Genomic DNA, 22,609 nt, shown 5'->3' with positions numbered 1-22,609 from the left:
TTTCATATCTGCTGCGCGAACGCCTTTACGTCCTTCGATTTCGTTTTGGTTTCCGCGAGCTTGCCCGCGTCGATATCGACCTGATTGGCCGTCACGACGATCGCGGCAATCTGCGGATCGCTCGGCCCGGAGCCTTGCGCATTAGACGCGATGCTCGCTAACGCGAGCGCCGCCGCCAGCACTGTGTGGATGAGTTTCACATGACATCGCCCATACTCCGTTGCGGATACGGGATTGGATGTCACGTCGGAGAAGCGCGTTCCCGAGCGGCTGAAAGCGCCGTGGCTGCGCACGCAGATTCGCGCCGCGCACACTACATCGCGATCACCTTGCCCGGGTTCAGGATATTGTGCGGATCGAGCGCGAGCTTGATCGCCTTCATCGCGGCGAGTTCGGCCGGCGAGCGTGACAGGCCGAGCACGCCCAGCTTCTCCTCGCCGATCCCATGCTCGGCCGATACCGAACCGCCCATTTCCCCCGTCAGTTCATAGACGACGCGCTTGACGTCGTCGATGGCCTCGTCGATCCAGCCAGGTTCTTGCACCACTACGTGCAGATTGCCGTCGCCGAGATGCCCATAGACGAGGATCGTCGCTTGCGGCCAGCGCGCGCGCAATCGCTCGTCGCAACGCTGCGCCGCGTCGCCCGCCTGCGCGACCGCGAAGCTGATGTCGAACGAGATGCGTCCCGGGATCAGGCGCGGATATTCGGCTGGCGCGTCGCGAATCGCCCAGAACGCCGCGGCGTCCGCGTCCGATTGCGCGATGGCGGCGTCGGCGATCACGCCGGCGTTCAACATGTCGGCGAGGAATTCCTCGAAAGCCGCCGACTGCCGTTCCGGGTCCGCGCCGCAAGTCTCGAGCAATACGTAGTAGGCGTGATCGCTCGCGAGCGGCACACGCAGCTCGGGCAGGCGTTGCCGCACGAAGTCGCAATAGCTGGGCCACATGACCTCGAACGCGGACACGCCGGCCGGCAGCCGCTCCTGCGCGCGGCCGAGCAGCGTGGTCACCGCCGCGTAGTCCGGCATGCCGCACCATGCGGTCGAGATCGCGCGCGGCTTGGCCCGCAGGCGCAGCACCGCGCGCGTGATGACCGCGAGCGTGCCCTCGCTGCCCGTCAGCAGGTTGCGCAGGTCGTAGCCGGTATTGTTCTTGATCATCTTGCGCTCGCCGCCGATCACGCTGCCGTCGGCGAGCACCGCTTCGACGTCGAGCACCTGGTCGCGCATCATCCCGTAGCGGATCACGCGATTGCCGCCCGCATTGGTCGCGATGTTGCCGCCGATCGTGCAACTGCCGCGTGCGCCGAGGTCGAGCGCGAACATGAAGCCGGCGTGATCGGCCGCTTCCTGCACGACCTGCAGCGGTGTGCCCGCGAACACGGTCATCGTCGCGCTGACCGGATCGATGTCGATGACGCCGTTCATCCGCTCGACGCTCAGCGCGACCTCCCCGCCAAGCACGCAGGCACCGCCCGCGTGCCCGGTCATGCCGCCTTGCGTGACGACCGGCTGCCGGAATTGATGGCAGATCCTGAGCGCGGTGGCGACCTCTTCGGTCGTGCGCGGGCGGATCAGCGCGATCGGATCGGTCGATGGCGTGCCGCTCCAGTCCGTGAACTGCCGCCCGCCAAATTCGGCCGGCAGGCTCACGATGTCCGCGCCGAGCGCCGCGCGCAGCGCGGCGACGGCTTCGTTACCACGGGTCGCGGAGATCGGTTCGTGCTGCATCGGATATCTCCAGTTCGTCAGACGGGCAGAGCCGCTGCGCGCGCTTCACGTCGCGGCCTGAATAAAGGCGGCGTTCCAATTGCATCCTCCAATGCGTGATCCATTCGGCTATTCGGTTGTGTCGCTGCAATGCACCCGCTCAGGTCACCACGCCGACCTGCCACGGCACGAACTCGCTTTGCCCATAGCCGTGCAGCTCGCTCTTCGTGCGCGTGCCGGACGCGCAGTCGAGCATCATGCGAAAGATCGCTTCGCCGAGTTCGTCGATGCTCGCGCTGCCGTCGATCACACCGCCGCAATTGATATCGATGTCGTCCTGCTGGCGCTCCCACAACGCGGTGTTGGTCGCCAGCTTCAACGACGGCGACGGCGCGCAGCCATAGGCGGAGCCGCGCCCGGTCGTGAAGCAGATCAGGTTCGCGCCCGAGGCGACCTGTCCCGTCGCCGACACCGGATCGTAGCCGGGCGAATCCATGAATACGAAGCCCTTCGCGGCGATCGGCTGCGCGTATTCGTAGACGTCGACCAGATTTGTCGTGCCGCCCTTCGCGACCGCGCCGAGCGATTTTTCGAGGATCGTCGTCAGGCCGCCCACCTTGTTGCCCGCCGATGGGTTGTTGTCCATCGCGCCGCCATTGCGCGCGCAATAGTCCTGCCACCATGCGATGCGCGCGAGCAGCTTGTCGCCGACCGCGGCGCTCACCGCACGCCGCGTCAGCAGATGCTCGGCGCCGTAGATTTCCGGCGTTTCCGACAGGATCGCGGTGCCGCCATGCCGCACCAGCCGATCGACCGCGGCGCCGAGCGCCGGATTCGCGGAGATGCCCGAATAGCCGTCCGAGCCGCCGCATTGCAGACCGACGCATAGATACGAGGCCGGCACCGGCACGCGCCGCACGCGGTTCGCGTCGGCGAGCATCTCGCGCACCGTCGCGATCCCGCGTTCGATCGTCTTGCGAGTACCGCCGCTGTCCTGGATCGTGAAGCTGCGCAGCTTCGTCGTATTGGCGTCGAGCCCGCCCGCCGCGAGCACGCCGGCGATCTGGTTCGTCTCGCAGCCTAGCCCGACGAACAGCACCGACGCGAAGTTCGGATGCACCGCGTAACCGGCAAGCGTGCGGCGCAGGATCGCGATCCCCTCGCCCTGCATGTCGATGCCGCAACCGAGCCCGTGCGTCAAGGCGATCACACCGTCGACGTTCGGATAGTCGGCGAGCGCGTCGGGACGCACGTCGCGCCGGAAATGATCGGCGATCGCGCGCGCGACCGTCGCCGAGCAGTTCACACTGGTCAGAATGCCGATGTAATTGCGCGTCGCGATGCGGCCGTCGTCGCGACGAATGCCCATGAAATGCGCGGGCTCGTCGACATAGACAGTCGGCTGCGCATCGACGCCGAACGCGTGCTCGCGGGAGAACTCGGACATGCCGAGATTGTGCGTGTGAACATGCTGGCCGCGCGCGATCGCTTCACGCGCGACGCCGATGATCTGGTTGTAGCGCTTGACCGGCTCGCCTTGCGCGATGTTGCGCGTCGCGATCTTGTGCCCCGGTGGAATCAGCCCGGCGACGACCAGTTGTTCCGCCTCGATGCGCGTGCCCGGCAACAACTGTCGGGTCGCGATGATGACGTCGTCGCCGGGATGCAGGCGGATGATCGCGGACGTGACGCTAGCTTGAGTCGACATGAGAAGCCTCGATAGCAGGGTTATTCGAATGCGTTGGAAACAGAATACGTCAGATCGTGGAGCCCGCGCCCTTCGGCAGCTCGCGGCTTTCCGATTCCAGCGACAGCGGCTCGATGCGTCCCACGATCACCAGATAGCTGAACGCGCCAAGGAAGAAGAAACCACCTGCCACGACGAGCGGAATCGTGAATGAGCCCTTCGTCATCGCGACCATCACGCCGGTGAACGTCGTGATCACGATCCCCGCCAGATTCGACGCGAAGTTCTGGATGCCGCCGATCGACGCGACATGGCGCGGCGTCGGCGCGACGTCGCAGGGCAACGACCAGATGCTCGCCGCGGCGAACGCGAGGCTGCCATAGGCGATGCCGAAGAACGCGAGCATCAGATACGTGTTCTCCGTGAACGCCGACAGCGTGATCACCGACGACAACAGCATGCCGCCGACCATGCAGGTCTTGCGCGCAGCGGTCAGGCTCCAGCCGCGCCGGAACAGCGCGTCGGACACAAAGCCGCCGAGCCAGCCGCCCGGAATCGCGATCAGCGCCGGAATCATGCCGAGCGTGCCGAGCGATTTCAGCGAGAAGCCGCGCGTCTGCACGAGATAGCTCGGAAACCACGTAATGAAGAAGTAGATCACGAAGTTCAGGCAGAAGAAGCCGAGCATCATGCCCCACAGCGTGCGATGGCGAAACAGCGATGCCCAGGTCACGTTGTCCTGGCCGCCTCTCGCTTGAGCCGCCGGCGCAGCGTTGCGCGCGGTCTCCAGCGCGTCCTGCACGGGATTCCGATAGATCACGAACCAGCCGACGATCCACACCGCGCCGAGCAAGCCAGTGAGGACAAAAGCGGCCTTCCAGCCGAGCGTGCCGATGATCAGCGCGACCACGGGAATCGACAGCGCGGAGCCGACCCGCGAGCCGCTATCGAAGATGCTGGTCGCGATCGCGCGCTCCTTTGGCTCGAACCATTGGCTGACGAGCTTCGTGCAGGACGGATACGCGCCCGCCTCGCCGACGCCGAGCAACAGGCGGCAGCCGAACATGCCCGCGACGCTGGTCGTGACCGCGGTGGCCGCGGTAAACACCGACCACCACCCGACCGCGAGTGGCAACGCGATGCGCGCGCCGACACGATCGACGAACCAGCCGAACGGCATCTGCATCAACGCGTAGGTCCAGAAGAATCCGCTCAGGATGAAGCCCATCTCGGCGGGGCCGATGCCGAGCGCCTTTTCGATTTGCGGCGCGGCGACCGCGAGATTCGCACGATCGATGTAGTTCACCGCGATCGCGAGAAAGCACAGAAAAATCACTACCCAACGCATCTTCTTCATGAAACCGTCTCCTCCTGGGCTGGCATCTACTCTATTTGGATGAACCATGCGGCCTCGTGGCCGCCGGTGTGCTGCCGGGGTCTGCTACAGATCTACTGCGGATTTGCGGCCCGCGTCGTTAGCCGTCGTGCGCGCACGCGGCAAGCGCCGCGTTCAGACGCGGTTGCTCGACACGCACGCCAAGCTCGCGCGCGAGTTCGATCACCGGCTTGAAACGCCGCTCTTTCTTTTGCTCGTGATTGCGCGCGATGTCGGCGAGGCGATGATCGAGGAACCGCCGGCATCGCGCGTTCGGCGAGCGCGAGTTGGCCGGGTTGTTCGCAAATGACAGTCTTCGTCGTCATGGAGAAATTGATCGGGTGTCGGGATGCGGAGCGACCAGCAGGGCTGCACGGCTGGCGTCTCCGTGGCGTCGATCTGGCCTTACCAATTTGCAAAAATAACGGCGCGTGCGATACTGGTCAAGCCAATTCGCACGGAGTTGGGGAAACCCCGAACACTGTCGCCGCGCCGCCCGAGCGGGCACGATTTGCGCGCCGGGCGCTTCGATCTACAATCGGCGCTCGCCTTATGGGGCTTGCACAAGCTACATCGCCGGGAATCGTTTCGTGACCACCAGACCTGCCGACACTCGCCGCCTTTATCTTCAGATCGCGGAAAAATTGCGCGATCTGATCGCTCAGCCGAAGTTCGCGCCGAACGGCCGGCTGCCGTCCGAGCGCGCGCTGGCGGAGACGCTCGGCGTGTCGCGGCCGTCGGTGCGCGAGGCGCTGGTCGCGCTGGAACTGGAAGGGCTCGTCGAGATTCGCATGGGCTCGGGCGTCTATCTGTGCGCGACGCCGTCCGCGCAAAGTGATGCGTCGCTGTCGCAGGCCGAACTCGGCGATAGCCTGCTCGACATCCTCGGCGCGCGCTGCCTGATCGAAGGCTCGATCATCGCGAGCGTCGCACCGTTCTGCAAACCGAAAGACCTGAAGATGCTGCGCGCCATTTACAACGAGATGGAGCGCGAAGTAAAGGCCGGCAGAATTCCGGTCGCGTCCGATCGCGCGTTCCATCTCGCGATCGCGCAAATGTCCGGCAACGAAGTGCTGGTGCGCACCGTCAGCTCGCTATTCGATGCGCGGCATAGTCCGCTGTCGGAAAAGCTGCGCGGCCACTTCGAAAACGAGACGACGTGGGGCGCCGTGCCCGACGAACATCTTGTAATTCTGGAAGCGCTGGAGGCGCATGATGCGATTCAGGCGCAGGCGGCGATGCAGCGTCACTTGAAGCTGTCGTTGGAGCGGGTGATTGCGGGGGGGCAGCGGACGTCTTAGGTGTCGCGGCGGGAATACCGCTGATTCATCAGTGCGCGTCACCCTCACACGTCGGTATAAACCTGCATCGCAATCCGCTTGCTCTGCGGCTCACCCTCCGAGATCTGGATCAGCTCGCAAGCACGGCGCTCCGGCTGCGCCATGACTGGCGTCCACACCCAGTAGTGATTGCCCGGCAAGCCATTGACCGCCACCACGCGGTGATTGCCCGCGGCATCGATCGCATGGATCGTCACGCGGCTGATCAAGCCACCCTTGAGCGCGCGCATATCGTCGACCGCTTCGCTGACCGCGCGCTCGACGCTCATCCCCATTTTCATGTAGAGCACCACCGCGCGCGCCGTGCCGGCGCGGATCGTCATCTCTCCGGCACCCGTGCAGGCGCTGGCGCCGTAACGGCTATCGGCATAGGAACCCGCGCCGATCACGGGACTGTCGCCGAGACGGCCCGGATATTTCCAGCCCCATCCCGATGTACTCGTGCCGGTCGCCCAGGGGGAAAGGTGTTTGCGCCGGAATGGCAAACGCGTTGACCGTCGAGGTGCCTTGTATCAGCGCGCCAACGCTGCCCGTGCCCTGCCCGACTTCACGCGCCAGTTCGCGAGCGCGCCGAGCGCCATCAGCATGCTGGTGCCAAGAAACACCGCGCGCATGCCGACGTGTCCGCCGACGAAACCGCCCAGCAACGGGCCAGCCACCTGCCCCGCGTATTGCGACGACACCGAGTATCCAAGGATCGCGCCCGTCACGCTCGCCGGCACGTTATGGCGGATCACGCTCGCGATGCACGGCAACAGCCCGCCCAGTGCCATCCCCATCAGGAAACGCAGCACGATCAGCTGCCAGCTCGCGGTGACGAACGCCTGCGGAACGAGCAACACCGCCGATACGGCGAGGCAGCCGACGATCACATTCCAGTGCCCGGCGCGATCGGCGAACTTGCCGAGACGCGACGACGAGATCACGCTGCCGAGCGCCGCGCCCGACATCACGAAGCCCGCGATCATCGTCACGCTTTGAGGCTTCGTGAGCTGGGCGACGTAGACGGTGATGATCGGCTCGATCGACATATTCGCGACCATCAGCAGCAGACCCGTGGCAAGCATCGCGATGGCCGGCCCCTTGTCGTCAACCGAGGCCCACGCGCCCTGCTTCGGCGCGCTGTCGGCGCGCTTGCTAACCGGCATTTCGCGAATCAGAAACGCCGTCGCGAGAAAGGCGACGAGGATCGCCGCGCCCGAGGCCCAGAAGGTCGCGCGGATGCCGATCAACGGCGGCAGGAAGCCGCCGATCAGCGGGCCGACCAGATTGCCCGCCATGATCCCCGACGACAGCACGCCGAGCGCCGAGCCCGAACGCGCCTTCGGCGTCTGCGTCGCGACGAGGATCATCGAGCCCGACGCATAGCCGCCAAGCAACCCGGCGAGCAGCCGCAACGCGACCAGCTGCCACGCCGAGTGCGCCATGCCGATCAGCGACATCGCGACCGCCATGCCGAGGCTCGAGCGGATCAGCATCAGCTTGCGGCCGTAGAGGTCCGCAAGCTTGCCCCACAGGGGCGCGACGAGCGCGGCGCTGAAGAAGGTCGCGCCGAACGCGGCGCCGGACCACTGCACGATCGCCGCATGATCCTTTACGCCGAGCTGCTCGACATAGAGCGGCAGGAACGGCAGCAGCAGCGTCATCGCGACGATGGTCGTGAACGAGCCGAACACGCACACGCACAGATTGCGCTGCCAATGCGCGGCGGCTTCATCGCCGGCCGGCGGGGCGACCTTGGCTGTCGCCGTGGCCTGCGCCTGCGGCGGCACCGGTTCGGCCGATGGTACGTCGAGCTTGCGATTCATCTTCGAGGCTTTCCAGGGTGACGAGGGTCTGTTCGAGCTATCCAAAGCATCGTAACGGGCTGCGCCGCCGCCAGGCAGTCAACCCATCATCCTGGTATCGCTACTACCTCTTCGGAACGCGCGGGCCTGGCTGCGCGCCTCCTTTGCAACTAGTGGCCCGCGGGCGACGTGCTGTGCGACGTCTGCGGCGCGGCCGCCGCCGATGCCGCCGCATCCGACACCCCCACCGCGCCGCCCGGCAGATCGGCCGGCTTCGTCGAACTCACCGCATCCGGATAGAGCTGCATCAGCACGCGCAGCACGCCATTGGTCCAGCCAAAGCCGTCCTGCAGCGGATACTCGCCGCCCCCCGCCGACTTGCCGCTCGCGTCGACGTCGTACTTCTCGACCAGCTTGCCGGTGCGCTGGTAGTACGCGACGTCGGTGCGGATCCAGCGTGTCGCGATATCGCGCGCGAGCTCCGGCTCGCTATAGCGGCGCAGCCCGATCACCGCGAGGTACTGCAGCGGCGCCCAGCCGTTCGGTTCGTCCCACTGCTGGCCGGTGTTGGTCCGCGTCGTCGCGAGACCGCCCGGACGCAGCAGATCGCGCCGGATCGTCTGCGCCACTTCGCGCGCGTCGTTGCGTGTCGCGACGCCGGCGTAAAGTGGGTACACCGTCGCGGCAGTAAGCCGGTGCGTGAGCGTGCGGTGCACGAAGTCGTAGTCGCCGAAAGCGTGCAGTTGCGGATCCCACAGCACCCGGCGGATCGCATCGGCGCGCACCCGGGCACGTACTTCGAAATTCTCGGCGCGGCCTGCATCGCCAGTCACACGGTAGGCTTTCGCGAGCGTGCGTTCGAGGTCCACCATCAGGCAGTTCAGGTCCACTGGCACTAGCGAGGTCACGTCGATGCTCGCGAGCGTCCTGCCGTCGGCGAACCAGCGCGAGCTGAAGTCCCAGCCGGTTTCGCCGCCCGCGCGCAGGTTGCGCCACAAATCCTGCGCATCGCGTTGCGGCATCCGCTGCGCCGTCATCACATCCTCGCGGTACGACTCGTCGCGCGGCGCCGCGCGCTCGTCCCAGTAGCGATTGAGCAGCGTGCCGTCGGCGAGGCGCACGAGATGGTGCGCCGCGTTGCCCGGCGCGAGACGGTCGCTGCCGGCCATCCAGTACGCGTATTCACGGCGCAGCTCGGGCAGATAGCGGGCGTAGACCTGATCGCCCTCCTTCCGCGCGACGAGCTGCACCATCTGCGCGAAGAACGGCGGCTGCGAACGGCTCAGGTAATACGTGCGATTGCCGTTGGGGATGTGGCCATAGCGGTCGATCAACGTCGAGAAATTGTTCAGCTCGTCGTCGACGAGCGCGTGCTGGCCGCTCGCGTCGAGCCCCAGCAGGATGAAGTACGAATCCCAGTAGTAGATCTCGTCGAAGCGGTCGCCCGGCACGATGTACGGCGACGGCAGCGGCAACAGCGACGAGTACGGGCTCGCGCTCGCATCCGGTTCGCGACGCAGCACGTTCCACAGCGTATCGATGTGCGCGGTGACGCTCTCGTCAGGATCGGACGCGTAGCGCTTCGGCGCGCGCGGGGGCAGCGTGAAGCGCTGTTCGACAAATTGTTTCAGGTCGAAGCGCGGCTGAGCACGCTGGCTGTCGTAGTCGGCGATGACCTGGGCCGGCGGCTCGCCTGGCGACATATCGGCAAACGTCTTGCTGTCCGGGTAAAGATGCGCGAGTTCGACGTCGCGATACAGCTCGCCGTACAGCTCGGACGGCGGCGTCGGCACGACCGGCGACGGCTGCGCGTGATCCGTGTTTTCGACGTGCCGGTCCGCGGCGCTGCTGGCGGGATTCGCGGCGGCGGCCGATGCGGGCAGCGTAACGGCCGGCACGGCCGGCTGGGTCTGGGCGACCGTCGGCGCGGATTGCGCAATGACGCTGGTGCTTGCGGCGAGCGCCAGCGCGGCGGCCACGTTGGCTACAACGCGGCGGTATGGCCGCTCGCGGGAACACCAAACGGGAAGATCGTAACGAAATGGCATCGGCGGACCCGTTGAGGACGACGCGGTGACGTCGACGTAGGCGGCCCGCCGCGCGCGCCGATGACATGCTGCACGCTACCGCGGGGCTTCGAGACGGTCTCGCCAGCAAGTGCGGGACCCGCTTCGCAAAACGATGTCGCGCGCAAGCGTTCCTCACCAAACTGCGCTCAAGGCATGAGCCTTCATCAGGCCGTGCATCCCGCCGTGCGCGATGACATTCAGAATCCAGCGCGGCCCGGTCCGGCGCCGGCTTGCGGCCCGCTCATTTTAAGCGGAAACCCAGCTTAGCCTCCGGTCCGGAATCCTGATGAAGCTGCCTTCGCGCGCAGTGCCGCGAAGGGGTCCGCCGCCGGGTTGATCGCGCGCTGTTGCGACTGATCGATCGCCGATACCGAGCTGGACGGCGCAGGCACGATCGCCCCCAGGCACGCGCCGGCGAACGGCCCTTGGGCGATCGTGAACTTTGGGGCGTCGGTGCGCGGCGCGTCGGTGAAATCGAGCGCGTAGGCGAGATTGACCGTCGCCGGATCGCTGCCGCGCACGCCGAGCGGCTGCAGACCAAAGCGCCATTGCAGCAGTGCGTGAATCGAGCTGGGGTCGAACGGATAGCGCGTGACCGAGCCTGCGCGCACGCGCGGGCCAAGCAGCGCGAGCGGCACGCGAAAACCGAGCTTGCCGTCGTTGCCGAGTTTGAACTCGTCATTGCTGATCGGCCTCGTGGGCGGCACCACGTGCTCCAGAAACCCGCCCCATTCGTCATAGACGATGATCATCAGCGTGCGGCTCCATGTCGGGCTCGTGCGCAGCGCCTCGTAGACCTGGCCGAGAAACGCCTCGCCATCGCGGATGTCCGCATGCGGATGATCGTCGGTGGAAACTCCTTCGGGCTCGCCCGTGAAAGACGGCTCGACCATGCAGAATGACGGCAGCGTCCCCGTCGACGCATTCAACAGGAACTCCGCGAATGGGCGCGAAATGCCGAGATACTTCGTGCCATAAAGCGCCGTGAACGGCACGTCGTGGTAGTAGTAGTTGCAATCGACATTCGCGTCGCTCAGCTTGTCCCAGATCGTCGCGAGCGAGGACGTATCGGTGCGGTCATCGAGCCGGTCCGTCGCACCGCTATGCAGGTAGAGGCGATTGGGAAACGTGCTGGTCAGGATGCCGCTGAAGTAGAAATCGCCGATCGTGTAGCTGCTCGCCACGGCTTTGAAGAATGGCAGATCGGCCGAGGTGTAGTAACCGATAGGCAGCAGGTCGCCCGGGATCAGGCTCGTGCCCGGCGTGAGCAGCCAGCCATTCATCGCACCCGATGCCAGTTGCGTGCGCGCCCCCGAGAAGCCGTGATTGGGGTCCTGGTAGGCGCACGCCTGATAGCCGTACGCGGCATTCGCCGCGAGGGAAAACGGCGTTTGTGTCGCGCCGAACGCGTCCTTGAAGTGCTGGTTCGCGGGCATGCCCTCGGCCCCCGGCACCCAGCCGAGGAAATGGTCGAAGGAACGATTTTCCATCGTGACCAGCACGATGAAGTCGATGCCCGAACTGGCCGGCGCGGGCAACGCCGGGCGCGGCAGGCTGTAGCGGTCGGCGGCGTTGGGCGATGGAATGTCGGTAATCGAGGACGCGGGGTCGCCGGCGCTCCCGCCGCCCGGTTGGTCGTCTCCGCCCAATCCACCGCCGCCTCCGCAACCCGATAGCGCAACGCTGCCGGCCACCGCGGCCACGCCCGCAAGAAAGCGGCGGCGGTCGTGTCCATGATTCTGGTGAGTCTCGTCGCCCATGACACGTCTCCTCGTTGGATGCGGCGCGGGCATCCGACCATGCCGGCCTGCCGCGAAGCAAAACGCGCGCGCCGATTCGAGCGACGGGTTGGTCGTGGGCAGCAAGTTTCGAACCCGAGGTATCCGAGGGCCGTTGCGAAGCGGCGCTCAACGGTAGCGTGGGACAAGGGCGATTCGCCTCCGCCTCGCGTGACTGCGCAGGCGCGGCGGTTACGGTGCTCACGCAGCCGGGTCACGCCAACCAGACTTACGAACTTACAGGAGACCACTCCTACTCGATGCCCGAATTGGCCGAGGAGTATCGAAGCAGGCCGGCCGCTTCTCCACGCTTGCTGAACGGCGCGCTCTAGATCTCCACGCGCGCGCCGACTTCGATCACGCGATTGGCCGGTAGTTTGAAGAACGCCGCGATATTGCCCACGTTGTGCAGCATCACCGCGAAAAGCCGCTCGCGCCATAGCGCCATGCCGTGGCCGCGTTTGGGCACGACGTCCGCGCGGCTCAGGAACCACGATGTGTCGTCCAGGTTGAAGGTCAGTTCCGGCGTTTTGTAGGCGGCCAGCGTGCGCGGCAAGTCCACTTCGTCCTTGAATCCGTACTTCACCGTTGCATGCCAGCAGCCCGCGCACAGCGGCTCGATCCGCACGCGCTCGCTGTCGGCCACCCAAGGCACGCTCTTCGTGACCACGCTCAGAAAAACCGTGCGCTCATGCAGCACGCGGTTGTGTCGCAAGTTGTTGACGAGCGCGTGCGGCACCGCTTCGGCATTCGGCGTCAGGAAGATCGCGGTCCCGCCCACGCGCGTCGGCGAGGTGTCGAGCAGCGAAGTCAGATACGGCTTGAGCGGCGTCTTTCCCGCCCGCACGCGCGCTTCGGCCATCATCATTTCCCAGCCGCGTCCCCAAGTCGCCATCACCGTGAACACGATCGCGCCGACCACGAGCGGGAACCAGCCGCCATCGACGATCTTGAGCAGATTTGCCGAGAAGAACAACGCGTCGATCACGAAGAAGAACGCGGTGGACAGCAGGCACAGCAGCCAGTTGTAGCGCCACGCGTAATGCACGACGAAGAACGTCAGGAACGTGGTGATGAGCATCGTGCCGGTCACGGCGATCCCATATGCGGACCCGAGCGCCGTGGACGAGCGGAAGCCCAACACCGCCGCAACCACGGCGATCAACAGGATCCAGTTGATGCCGGGCACGTAGATTTGCCCGATCTCGCGTTCCGACGTATGCACGATGTTCATGCGCGGCAGGAAGGACAACTGCATCGCCTGCATCGTCATCGAATAGGTGCCCGAAATAACGGCCTGCGATGCGATCACCGTGGCGATTGTCGCGAGCACGATCATCGGCACGATGGCCCATTGCGGAAAGAGCCGGTAGAACGGGTTTTGCACCGCGCCGGGGTTCGCCAGCAGCAGCGCGCCCTGGCCCAGATAGTTGAGCGCGAGCGCGGGAAAAACGACGCCGAACCAGGTAAGGCGGATGGGTCGCTTGCCGAAATGGCCCATGTCGGCGTAGAGCGCCTCGGCGCCCGTCAGCGAGAGCACCACGGCGCCGAGCGCGACGAACGCGAGCCAGCGGTGATGCATGACGAAGCCCAGCCCTTCCAGCGGATTGAGCGCATACAGCACGACCGGCGCGGACATGATGTTCGCGACGCCGGCCACGCCGATCACGACGAACCAGAGCACCATCACGGGCCCGAACACGGCGCCGATGCCGCCCGTGCCGTGCTTTTGCGTGACGAACAGAATGATGAGCGCGGCGAGCGTCACTGGAATCACATAGGTCTTGAGTGCGGGCTCGACGACTTCGAGCCCTTCCACGGCGCTCAGCACGGAAATGGCCGGCGTGATCACGCTATCGCCGAAGAACAGCGCCGCGCCCATGACGCCCACCACGAGGAGGCCGCGACGCAAACGCGGCCGCGACGCGATCGACGACGCCGCGAGCGCGAGCAGCGCCATGATGCCGCCTTCGCCATGATTATTCGCCCGCAGGATCAGGACGACGTACTTGAGCGAAACGACGATCATCAGCGACCAGAAGATCAGCGAGACGATGCCGACGATATTGAAAGCATTGAGCGTGAGACCGTTGCTGGGATCGAACACGGTGGCGAGCGTATAGAGCGGGCTCGTGCCGATGTCACCGTAGACCACGCCAAGCGCTGCCAGCGCGAGCGCTGGCAGCGCCGGCGACGCTTCGCCGTGGCCTTCCTTCGCCGGCGCGGCGGATGCGGAATGTGCCATGTCTGCCTCCTCATACGAATCGCGCGTGAGCCGTGAGGGCCGCGCCGCGGGTTCGCTTCGATTCTTTCGTTTCGTTGACGTGAATTCGTTTGGGTCGTACGGGCTGGATCGTGCCAGGTGTGCGCTAGAGAAAGTATAGAAATTTCCGGCGAAAATGCGCTTCGCGCGGGGATGCCAGCTGCCGTCCATTGTCAGCTTGACGTCAGTCGGAACGGCGAAAGCGAAGCTGGTCGCGATAGCGCATTGAGCGTTAGTGACAGTCTGCGAATGGGCACGCCAGATCGAATATTCAGTCAAGGGCTTATTCAGCGAAGCCGTCAAACGACAGAAGGTGCTGCTCACCGAGTCCGGCGCAGCGCGTCAGCAGACCGCCTCGTCGGTCCGCCTCGAAGGCGCCGTGCCGGCCTGCTCGCCGAGTTCCATGATTTCCGCGAGCCGCTGCTGGTAGTGCTCTGGCAGATACTCCGCGAGCGAATACCTTCTGCCCTTGTCCGCCAGATGCATCGCCAGTCGATCCAGTGCCAGCTTGAGGCTCTCCGGCTGCGACCGAAATTTGATCTTGTTGCCCACCGCGTCGCCAGTCGACGCCATGCTGCCGCCGTCGTGGACGAGGGCAGGCAAGCCGAGCATGGCGGCCTCGATAATGACGAGCGGCGCATTTTCGGCTCCCAACGATGGCACGACGACCGCGTCGGCAAATCGCCGCATCTGCGGAAACAATTCTTCTTGCGGCAATCTGCCGAAAAAAACCACTTTGCCGCGCTCGATAAGCGACGTGAAGCGCCGCTCCATGGCACGACGATCCGGACCGTCCCCGTAAACGCCTATTACGTCGATGCGATGAAAGTTCACACTCTCTGCGAGTTCGATAAATTCCGCGAGTCCTTTTTCCTGTGAAATCCTGCCGACAAAGGCAATCTTGAATCTCTGCCTGCCAGCAGCGCTCGAAGGCTGAAGCGCGACCGGTACTGAAGAGGGATTAAAAACGACCCTCGTATTCGTGATGCCACTGCGATGCAGCGCTTCTTCCATGAAAGCGCTTGGACATACGATCGTCTCGAAGATCTCCGTGGGAGGGAATGCCTCGCGTACTGCGTGCCAGTAACACTTCGTCATCAGGTCGTGCACAAGGCCTTTCGTCGTCGACCGATGGGTCAGCGCTGCGCGCGTGCCCAACATCTCCAGCGGCAGAATCACCGGGCGCCTCTTATCGAAGTATTGCAGTGCCGGGTTGTAATAGACGAGATGATAGTCGTGGCTCGTGTGATATGCGCGAAAACCGAGCTTTCGCTTTTGACGCGCGATAACGCTCAGTATCGAATTCGATAGCGCGTTATGGTAGTTGTGCACCATCACTCGATGCGGACGGAAACCGACAATGGTCTCTTCGAGCGCACGCGCGGCCGCGATATTCCAGGACCTGGACCACTTGGTGGTTCCAACCGGAAAGCGGGTGTCGTCGAAGCGTTCAACTTCGACCCCGGGCAATCGACTCAGAAGGTCTGCCGATTGTTGATAAACAACTTCCGCGCCGCCCATCGACGCATAATCGTTGACTACCAATACCCTGCAGCGCTTCATATCGAGGCCCGTTTCTGGTGCACGACTCACGACGTCGAGTACATGCATGATGGTGGTCAATTCGTCGGGAATTTTATGAAGTCATTTTCGACGACTGTGTGTGAGAACGCACCAAGCAAGTAGCCATTCTCTTACCGCGTCTTACAGGCCAGGATCATTTCAGAAGAGTTAATACGCTGCGAAAATTGAGAATGCCAATTAACGGGAAAATGGACAGTAATCGTTAAGCTTTCGGCCAGCGTATGGACGAACCGCAAGCGCTGAAAGATCAGCGTCTATCCAGAGAACAAAGGCCGCCCGCCGCCAGGGTTTCCCCTCCTTCGCCATACCGGAAAATATCCTAGTATCAATGAGTTAAAACTAACTAACTCATCAATTAGTCCAGTGTCCGTGCAGCAACCCGCCCGTTCCCGAATGGGTCGCCGTCCTCATCCGCAGGACTTCGACGCACGCGAACATCTGCTCGATGTCGCGGTGGCGCTGTTCGCCGAGCGCGGTATCGCCAACACGACGGTTGCGCAGATCGCGGCGGCGAGCGGCGTGACGTCCGCGATGGTGCATTACTGGTTCCAGACGCGCGAAAAGCTGCTCGACGCGTTGTTCGAGGAAAGGCTCGTCGCCGCGTTCGGCGCGATCTGGGACCCGGTCGATCCCGAACACGACGAACCGCTCGCGCTGACGCAAGGCATCGTCAAGCGCATGTTCGATGTCACTGAAACCATGCCGTGGCTGCCTTCACTCTGGCTGCGCGAGATCGTCAACGAAGGCGGTTTGCTGCGCGAGCGCGCGTTTGCGCGCATCCCCGTGCAAAAGCTCGCCGCGTTCGGTCAGAACATCGCGCGTGGCTGCGCGTCGGGTCAGTTGAACGCTCAGCTCGAACCGTTGCTGCTGTTCAACTCGGTGCTCGCTCTGGTGATGCTGCCGCAGGCAACCGCGAGGATCTGGCAGCGCCTGAATCCGCACACCTCGTTCGATCGCGCGACGCTCGAACGCCATGTCGTCGCGCTGCTCGCGCAGGGTATGAGCGCAACCACGGCGGTCGAGACCAACGCCAAGGCCGGAACCGGGGCGACGTCCACCGCACGCCGCGCGAAGGGAAAGCCGTCATGATCGTGTTCGCCAGCTCATCCCGACGTGCCGCGTTGCTCGCTCTGTGCATCGCGTGCGCAAGCTGTTCGCGACCACCAGCGAACACGTGGCAAGGCTATGTGGAAGGCGAGTTCCTGTACCTCGCGTCTTCGCAGGCGGGACAGTTGACCGAGCTCGCGGTCTCGCGCGGGCAGACCGTCGCGCAGAACACGCCGCTCTTCGCGCTCGAAGCGCAGAACGAAACCGACGCCGTCGCGCAGGCGGGCGAGCAACTGCGCTCGGCCCGTGCCCAGCTTGCCGACCTTGGAACCGGCAAGCGTCCGCCGGAAGTCGATGTGACGCGCGCGCAACTCGTGCAGGCCGAAGCCGATGCGACGCGCGCCGCGACGCAGTTCCGCCGCGACCAACAGCAATTCGGCGCGGGCGGCATCGCGCAAAGCCAGCTCGACGACTCGCGCGCGACCGCGTTGTCGAGCGCCGCGCGCGTGCGTGAGTTGCAAAGCCAGCTGGCCGTCGCGCGTCTGCCTGGGCGGATCGAACAGATCCGCGCGCAGCAGGCGCAGGTCGACGCGGCGCAGGCCCAGCTCGGCCAGGCCCAATGGAAGCTCGATCAGAAAAGCGTGCACGCGCCGCACGCCGGCCTCGTGTTCGACACGATCTATCGCAGCGGCGAATGGGTGCCGGCCGGCAGCCCCGTCGTGCGCATGCTGCCGCCGGAGAACGTCAAGGTGCGCTTTTTCGTGCCCCAGGGAGTGGTCGGTTCGCTCGCGCCGGGCCGTCGCGTATCGATTCATTGCGACGGTTGCGCGGCCGATGTGCCGGCCGTGCTCAGCTTCATTTCGGACCAGGCGGAGTTCACGCCGCCGGTGATCTTCAGCAACGAAAGCCGCGCGAAACTCGTGTTCATGGTCGAAGCCCGACCTCAGACCGCCGATGCGCCGAAGCTGCGGCCCGGCCAGCCCGTCACGGTCACGCTGCAATGAGTGCGCCCGCGCCCCCCGGCAATGCCAGCGACCCCGTGTACGCGATCGACGTGCAGGGGCTGAACAAGCATTTCGGCACCAAGCACGTGGTCAACGATGTCACGATGCGCGTGCAGCGCGGTGAGATTTTCGGCTTTCTCGGCCCCAACGGCAGTGGCAAGACCACCTGCATCCGCATGATGTGCGGACTGCTGACGCCCGACTCCGGCAGCGGCACGTGTCTCGGCTACGACATCGTGCGGGACAGCGCGCAGATCAAGCGGCGCACCGGTTATATGACGCAGCGCTTCTCCTATTGGGATGATCTGACGATCCGCGAAAACCTCGACTTCGTTGCGCGCATCTACGAAATGAAGAACCGCCGCGAGGCGGTCGATCGCGCGCTCGAACAGCTTGGCCTTCAAAGCCGTGCGAAGCAGTTGGCCGGCGCACTGTCGGGCGGATGGAAGCAGCGTCTCGCGCTGGCCGCGTGCATGCTCCATGAGCCGGAACTGCTGCTGCTCGACGAACCGACCGCAGGTGTCGACCCGAGCGCGCGCCGCGACTTCTGGGAAGAGTTGCATCGCCTCGCGGCGCGCGGCATCTCGGTGCTCGTCAGCACGCACTATATGGACGAAGCGGAACGCTGCCACAAGCTCGCTTATATCGCCTACGGCAAGCTGCTCGCGCAGGGCACGTCGAAACAGGTCATCGATTCGCAAGGGCTCGTGACGTGGGCCGTGTGCGGCCAGAATCTCGTCGAGCTCGGCGACCGGCTGCGCCGCTCGCCCGGCGTCGAGCAGACGGTGGCGTTCGGTTCGTCGCTGCACGTGAGCGGTCCGGACACGCCCGAACTCCACGCCACGATCGACCAGCTGGCTCATTCGGACCCAGCGTTGCGGATCGAAAGACAGGAAACCGGCCTCGAGGATGTGTTCATCTTCATGATGAACCGCTCGACCGACAATTACGCCACCCCTTCGGGCAAAGCATCGTGAATTCCGCGCGCCGACTTCCACGCTTTTCGCTGATGCGTTGGTGGAGCGTCGTGCGCAAGGAGTTTTTGCAACTGAAGCGCGACCGCATCACGTTTGCGATGATGATCGTGCTGCCGATCATGCAGATGGCGCTGTTCGGCTTCGCGATCAATACCGACCCCAAGCATCTGCCGACCGCCGTCATCGCCGCCGATCACAGCGAGTTCACGCGCAGTTTCCTGATGGCGATGCGCAACTCCGATTACTTCGACATCGTATCGACGCTGCCCGACGAAGAATCCGGTCGCCGCGCGCTCGCGCAGGGCAAGGTGCTGTTCGTGCTGAATATCCCCGTCGGTTTCACGCGCGATCTGGCCAAGGGTGCGCGGCCATCGCTGCTCGTCGAAGCCGACGCGACGGACCCCACCGCGGTGGGTACCGCGCTCGGCGCGCTGCCGTCGATCGCGCAGTCGGTGTTGCAGAAGGACCTCAGGGGTCCGCTGTCGACGCTCGCGGTCGGCCCGGCCGCTTTCGACGTTCAATTGCACCGGCTCTACAACCCCGAAAGCCTGACCCAGTACAACGTGGTGCCCGGCCTGATGGGCGTGATCCTGACGATGACGATGGTGATGATGACGGGCCTCGCGATCACGCGTGAACGCGAGCGCGGCACGATGGAAAATCTGCTCGCCACGCCGGTACTGCCGCTCGAAGTGATGACCGGCAAGATCGTGCCTTACGTGGCGATCGGCCTGGTGCAGGTCAGCATCATTCTCGCGGCGGCGCGCTTCGTGTTCAACGTGCCGTTCGAAGGCAGTCTGATCGCGCTGTATCTGTCCGCTCTATTGTTCGTCGCGGCCAATCTGACGATCGGCATTACGCTGTCGTCGCTCGCGCAGAACCAGTTGCAGGCCATGCAACTGACGATGTTCTATTTTCTGCCCAACATCCTGCTGTCGGGTTTCATGTTTCCGTTCGCGGGCATGCCGAAGTGGGCGCAGTACATCGGCAACCTGTTGCCGCTCACCTACTTCAACCGGCTCGTGCGCGGCATTCTGCTCAAGGGCGTCGGTTGGGCCGACATGTGGCCGCATGTATGGCCGCTGCTGATCTTTCTGTTCGTCGTAATGGGTATCGCCGTGAAGTTCTATCGGCGCACGCTCGATTGAGGAAGGCCTGCAATGTGTTCCGCTCCTGGCTTTCGTGACGTGGTTTTTCATCGCGCGGCTTGTTGGTTCCAGCGTTCCGCCATGCGCCGGCTGGCCGCCTTCTGCGCAAGCGCGGCATTGTGCGCGTGCAGCGTCGGTCCGGATTTCCATCGACCCGACGTGACCAGCGTGTCGAGCTATACCGCCGCGCCGCTTGCGGCGAGCACCGTCGGGGCCGATGGTCCCGGCGGCGCCGCGCAACACTTCGTGCCGACCGAGGTGCCCGGCGACGGCTGGTGGCGCGCTTTCGGCTCGCCGGCGCTGGACGCACTCGTGCAACAGGCGCTCGACGACAGCCCGACTCTCGCGCAAGCCCGCGCGAAACTCGACGCAGCGCAGCAGGACTATCGCGCGCAGGCGGGCGGCACGCTATGGCCGCAAGTCGATGCGAACCTGTCGACCACGCGCGAGAAGATCGATCCCGAGGCGCTCGGCTTCGGTCAGCTGACGCAGGGCCGCGCGTTTGCGCCGTTCACGCTGTACAGCGCACAGGTCACGGTGTCGTACACGCTCGATCTGTTCGGCGCGAATCGCCGCGCGCTCGAAGCAGTGGCCGCGCAGGTCGACTATCAGCAATACGAACTCGAGGCCGCGCGTTTGACGGTCGCGGGCAACGTCGTGACGGCGGCGATCCGGCGCGCGTCGCTTGCGCGGCAGATCGCCCTCACCGAAGCGCTGCTCGCCAACCAGATGCAGCAACTCGATATCGCCGAACGCCGCTATGGTGCGGGCGGCATCTCCGAGGTCGATCTGCTGAGCCAGCGCACGCTCGTGCAGCAAACCCGCGCGACGTTACCGCCATTGCGCACGCAGCTTGCGCAGACCGATCATCAACTCGCGATCTATCTGGGACGCGCGCCGGCGGAATTGGCCACCACCCACGACCTCGCCGCGCTCGACCTCGACACGCTAGTGCTGCCGGCCGATCTGCCACTGACCTTGCCGTCGACGCTCGCGCGGCAGCGGCCCGACATTCGCGCGTCCGAGGCGCTGTTGCATCAGGCGAGCGCGAACATCGGCGTCGCGACCGCGAACCTGTATCCGCGCATCACGCTGTCGGGCAGCGCGGCGACCGAACGCGTCAACGTGTCCGATCTGCTGACGGGCTTCAACGTGTGGAATTTTGGTGCGGGTCTCACGCAGCCGCTGTTCCACGGCGGTGAACTGCTGGCGCGCAAGCGCTCGTCGGAGGCGGCCTGGCAAGCGGCGCTCGCCGTCTACAAGCAAACCGTGCTGCAGGGACTGCAACAGGTCGCCGACGCGCTGCGCGCGCTCGATCAGGACGCGATTGCATTGCAGGCGCTCGACGCTGCGCAGCGCAGCGCGCAACACAGCGCAGGGATCGCCAGCCAGCGGTATGCCGCGGGCGGCATCAGTCAACTAACCCTGCTCGATACGCAGCGCCAGGAATTGCAGACCGGACTCGATCGCACCAAAGCCGCCGCGCAGCGTTATGCCGATACCGCCGCGCTCTATCAGGCGCTCGGGGCGCGGCCCTGAGTCATCGGTTTGCAGGCGTCTCGCGCCGCACCTTGTTCAGCACGAGGTACGCGAACGAGCCGATCACGATGCCCCAGAACGCGGAGCCGAGCCCGAGGAACGTCACACCGGATGCGGTCGCGAGAAACGTGATGACGGAGGCCTCGCGATGGTCTTCGTCCTGGATCGCGCCCATCACGTTCGACGTGATCGCACCGATCAACGCGAGGCCCGCCAGAATCGCGACGAACTCCTGCGGCAGCATCGTGAACAGCGCGACGATCGCGCCGGCGAACGTGCCGCCGATCAGATAGAACACGCCGTTCGCAATGCCCGCGATATAGCGCTTGTCCGGGTCGTCGTGCGCATCCTTGCCCGTGCACAACGCCGCCGTGATCGCGGCGATCACGATCGTGATGCCACCGAAAAACGCCACGCCGATCGACGCGATGCTCGTCGCGGTGATGATCGGCCGGGCCGGCGTGTGATAGCCGGACACGCGCAGAATCGCCATCCCCGGCAGAAACTGCCCGGTCAGACTGACGACCACGAGCGGCAACGCAAGACTCAGCGTCGAACTCAGCGTCCATTCGGGTTTGATGAAGATCGGCCGCGTGACTTGCAGCGGCAGCGCGCCCAGGTGCGCGGCGCCGAGCGCGATGGCGAGCACCGTGCCCGTCAACAGCACCAGCACGATGCAATAGCGCGGCAGCAGGCGCCTGAACACGAGGTACGCGCCGATCATGCCGAACGCCAATGCAGGCATCGACGCCGCCGCCTTGAACGCATGCGTGCCGAACTGCAGCAGAATGCCGGCCATCATCCCGCAGGCGATGCCCTTCGGAATGCTGCGCACCATGCGGTCGAAATAGCCCGAGATACCGATCAGCAGAATGATCACGGCGGCGGTCAGATACGCGCCCACCGCCTGATGCAGCGTCAACGCGGGAAACAGTCCGAGCAGCAGCGCGGTGCCGGGCGCCGACCACGCGGTCACGACCGGCACTTTCAGCTTCCAGCTCGCGAAGATGCCGGAGACGGCCGCGCCGATCGAGATGCCCCATACCCACGACGCGACCATCTCGTTGGGCATGTGGGCCGCTTGCGCCGCCTGGAAGAAGATCACGAGCGGGCCCGCGTACGAAATCAGCACGGCCAGAAAGCCGGCCACGACGGCGGACACGGACCAGTCGGCCGCAACGGCGCGCGTGGTCGGCGCCTGGCTAGGGGTGGGATTCATCGTCGATGTGGGTCAGGGCGGCCCGCTGTCGGTGACGCGCGCCTCGCGGCGCAGGTTGCCGCTGGTCGCCGCAAGTCACCG

At 64.9% G+C, this 22,609-nt stretch carries 16 protein-coding genes and 2 pseudogenes; 6 read left to right on the top strand and 12 right to left on the bottom strand.

All coding sequences use genetic code 11. The features are described 5' to 3' along the window. Positions 1–5 precede the first annotated feature (5 nt). The 5 genes and pseudogenes from OKW41_RS18910 to OKW41_RS18890 form a co-directional block, all read right to left on the bottom strand. A pseudogene (locus OKW41_RS18910) lies at positions 6–200 on the bottom strand (DUF4142 domain-containing protein); the annotation flags it as partial. Positions 201–313: 113 nt separating this feature from the next. After that, positions 314–1,732 carry an FAD-binding oxidoreductase gene (locus OKW41_RS18905; RefSeq protein ID WP_429573582.1) on the bottom strand — a complete coding sequence of 473 codons (1,419 nt, stop codon included), beginning with the start codon at positions 1,730–1,732 and terminating at the stop codon, positions 314–316. Between the two features lie 139 nt (positions 1,733–1,871). Continuing rightward, a complete protein-coding gene (locus OKW41_RS18900) occupies positions 1,872–3,419 on the bottom strand; it encodes a UxaA family hydrolase (protein ID WP_429573581.1) in 1,548 nt (515 codons plus the stop codon). A 49-nt stretch (positions 3,420–3,468) separates the two neighbouring features. Further along, positions 3,469–4,755, bottom strand: coding sequence for an MFS transporter (locus tag OKW41_RS18895; protein ID WP_429573580.1), 1,287 nt, complete (start codon positions 4,753–4,755; stop codon positions 3,469–3,471). 118 nt (positions 4,756–4,873) lie between these two features. Further along, a pseudogene (locus OKW41_RS18890) lies at positions 4,874–5,029 on the bottom strand (mannitol dehydrogenase family protein); the annotation flags it as partial. Between the two features lie 334 nt (positions 5,030–5,363). Between OKW41_RS18890 and OKW41_RS18885 the strand changes: the two are divergent. Beyond that, a complete protein-coding gene (locus OKW41_RS18885; RefSeq protein WP_429448583.1) occupies positions 5,364–6,074 on the top strand; it encodes a FadR/GntR family transcriptional regulator in 711 nt (236 codons plus the stop codon). 44 nt (positions 6,075–6,118) lie between these two features. Here the strand turns inward: OKW41_RS18885 and OKW41_RS18880 are convergent, their stop codons facing one another. The 6 genes from OKW41_RS18880 to OKW41_RS18855 all read right to left on the bottom strand — a co-directional run bounded on the left by OKW41_RS18880 (position 6,119) and on the right by OKW41_RS18855 (position 15,621). Beyond that, on the bottom strand, positions 6,119–6,598 hold the full coding sequence (locus OKW41_RS18880) for an isoaspartyl peptidase/L-asparaginase (protein WP_429573579.1): 480 nt from the start codon (positions 6,596–6,598) through the stop codon (positions 6,119–6,121). A gap of 27 nt (positions 6,599–6,625) precedes the next feature. Next, on the bottom strand, positions 6,626–7,921 hold the full coding sequence (locus OKW41_RS18875; protein ID WP_429573578.1) for an MFS transporter: 1,296 nt from the start codon (positions 7,919–7,921) through the stop codon (positions 6,626–6,628). A gap of 149 nt (positions 7,922–8,070) precedes the next feature. Beyond that, the gene (gene treA / locus OKW41_RS18870; RefSeq protein ID WP_429573577.1) at positions 8,071–9,879 is read right to left on the bottom strand and encodes an alpha,alpha-trehalase TreA; all 1,809 of its coding nucleotides are present in this window, start codon (positions 9,877–9,879) and stop codon (positions 8,071–8,073) included. A gap of 353 nt (positions 9,880–10,232) precedes the next feature. Beyond that, the gene (locus OKW41_RS18865; RefSeq protein WP_429573576.1) at positions 10,233–11,729 is read right to left on the bottom strand and encodes an alkaline phosphatase family protein; all 1,497 of its coding nucleotides are present in this window, start codon (positions 11,727–11,729) and stop codon (positions 10,233–10,235) included. 346 nt (positions 11,730–12,075) lie between these two features. Further along, positions 12,076–13,992: a potassium transporter Kup gene (locus OKW41_RS18860; RefSeq protein ID WP_429573575.1), complete on the bottom strand. Its 1,917-nt coding sequence runs from the start codon at positions 13,990–13,992 to the stop codon at positions 12,076–12,078. 360 nt (positions 13,993–14,352) lie between these two features. Next, a complete protein-coding gene (locus OKW41_RS18855; RefSeq protein WP_429573574.1) occupies positions 14,353–15,621 on the bottom strand; it encodes a glycosyltransferase in 1,269 nt (422 codons plus the stop codon). A 366-nt stretch (positions 15,622–15,987) separates the two neighbouring features. Here OKW41_RS18855 and OKW41_RS18850 point away from each other — a divergent pair, with 366 nt between their 5' ends. From OKW41_RS18850 to OKW41_RS18830, 5 genes are read left to right on the top strand one after another with little or no spacing between them, the layout of a single operon-like run. Then, entirely contained in the window at positions 15,988–16,683 is a 696-nt protein-coding gene (locus tag OKW41_RS18850; protein WP_429573573.1) for a TetR/AcrR family transcriptional regulator, read from the top strand. Then, positions 16,680–17,645, top strand: a complete 966-nt coding sequence (locus OKW41_RS18845; RefSeq protein ID WP_429573572.1) for an HlyD family secretion protein — start codon at positions 16,680–16,682, stop codon at positions 17,643–17,645. Before OKW41_RS18850 ends, OKW41_RS18845 begins: the two co-directional genes overlap by 4 nt. Further along, positions 17,642–18,622: an ABC transporter ATP-binding protein gene (locus OKW41_RS18840; protein WP_429573571.1), complete on the top strand. Its 981-nt coding sequence runs from the start codon at positions 17,642–17,644 to the stop codon at positions 18,620–18,622. Before OKW41_RS18845 ends, OKW41_RS18840 begins: the two co-directional genes overlap by 4 nt. 32 nt (positions 18,623–18,654) lie before the next feature. Beyond that, positions 18,655–19,770, top strand: a complete 1,116-nt coding sequence (locus OKW41_RS18835) for an ABC transporter permease (RefSeq protein ID WP_429574339.1) — start codon at positions 18,655–18,657, stop codon at positions 19,768–19,770. A 12-nt stretch (positions 19,771–19,782) separates the two neighbouring features. Beyond that, on the top strand, positions 19,783–21,309 hold the full coding sequence (locus OKW41_RS18830; protein ID WP_429573570.1) for an efflux transporter outer membrane subunit: 1,527 nt from the start codon (positions 19,783–19,785) through the stop codon (positions 21,307–21,309). 1 nt (position 21,310) lies between these two features. On the opposite strand, the gene OKW41_RS18825 is transcribed toward OKW41_RS18830, so the two are convergent. Next, positions 21,311–22,528 (bottom strand): benzoate/H(+) symporter BenE family transporter, encoded by a 1,218-nt coding sequence (locus OKW41_RS18825; protein WP_429573569.1) that lies wholly within the window; start codon positions 22,526–22,528, stop codon positions 21,311–21,313. Positions 22,529–22,609 lie beyond the last annotated feature (81 nt).

This window comes from Paraburkholderia sp. UCT70 (assembly GCF_050434085.1).
GTDB classification, from domain to species: Bacteria; Pseudomonadota; Gammaproteobacteria; order Burkholderiales; family Burkholderiaceae; genus Paraburkholderia; species Paraburkholderia tuberum.
Note: the sequence above shows the minus strand (reverse complement) of the source record. Positions and strands in the feature narration are given on the sequence as shown.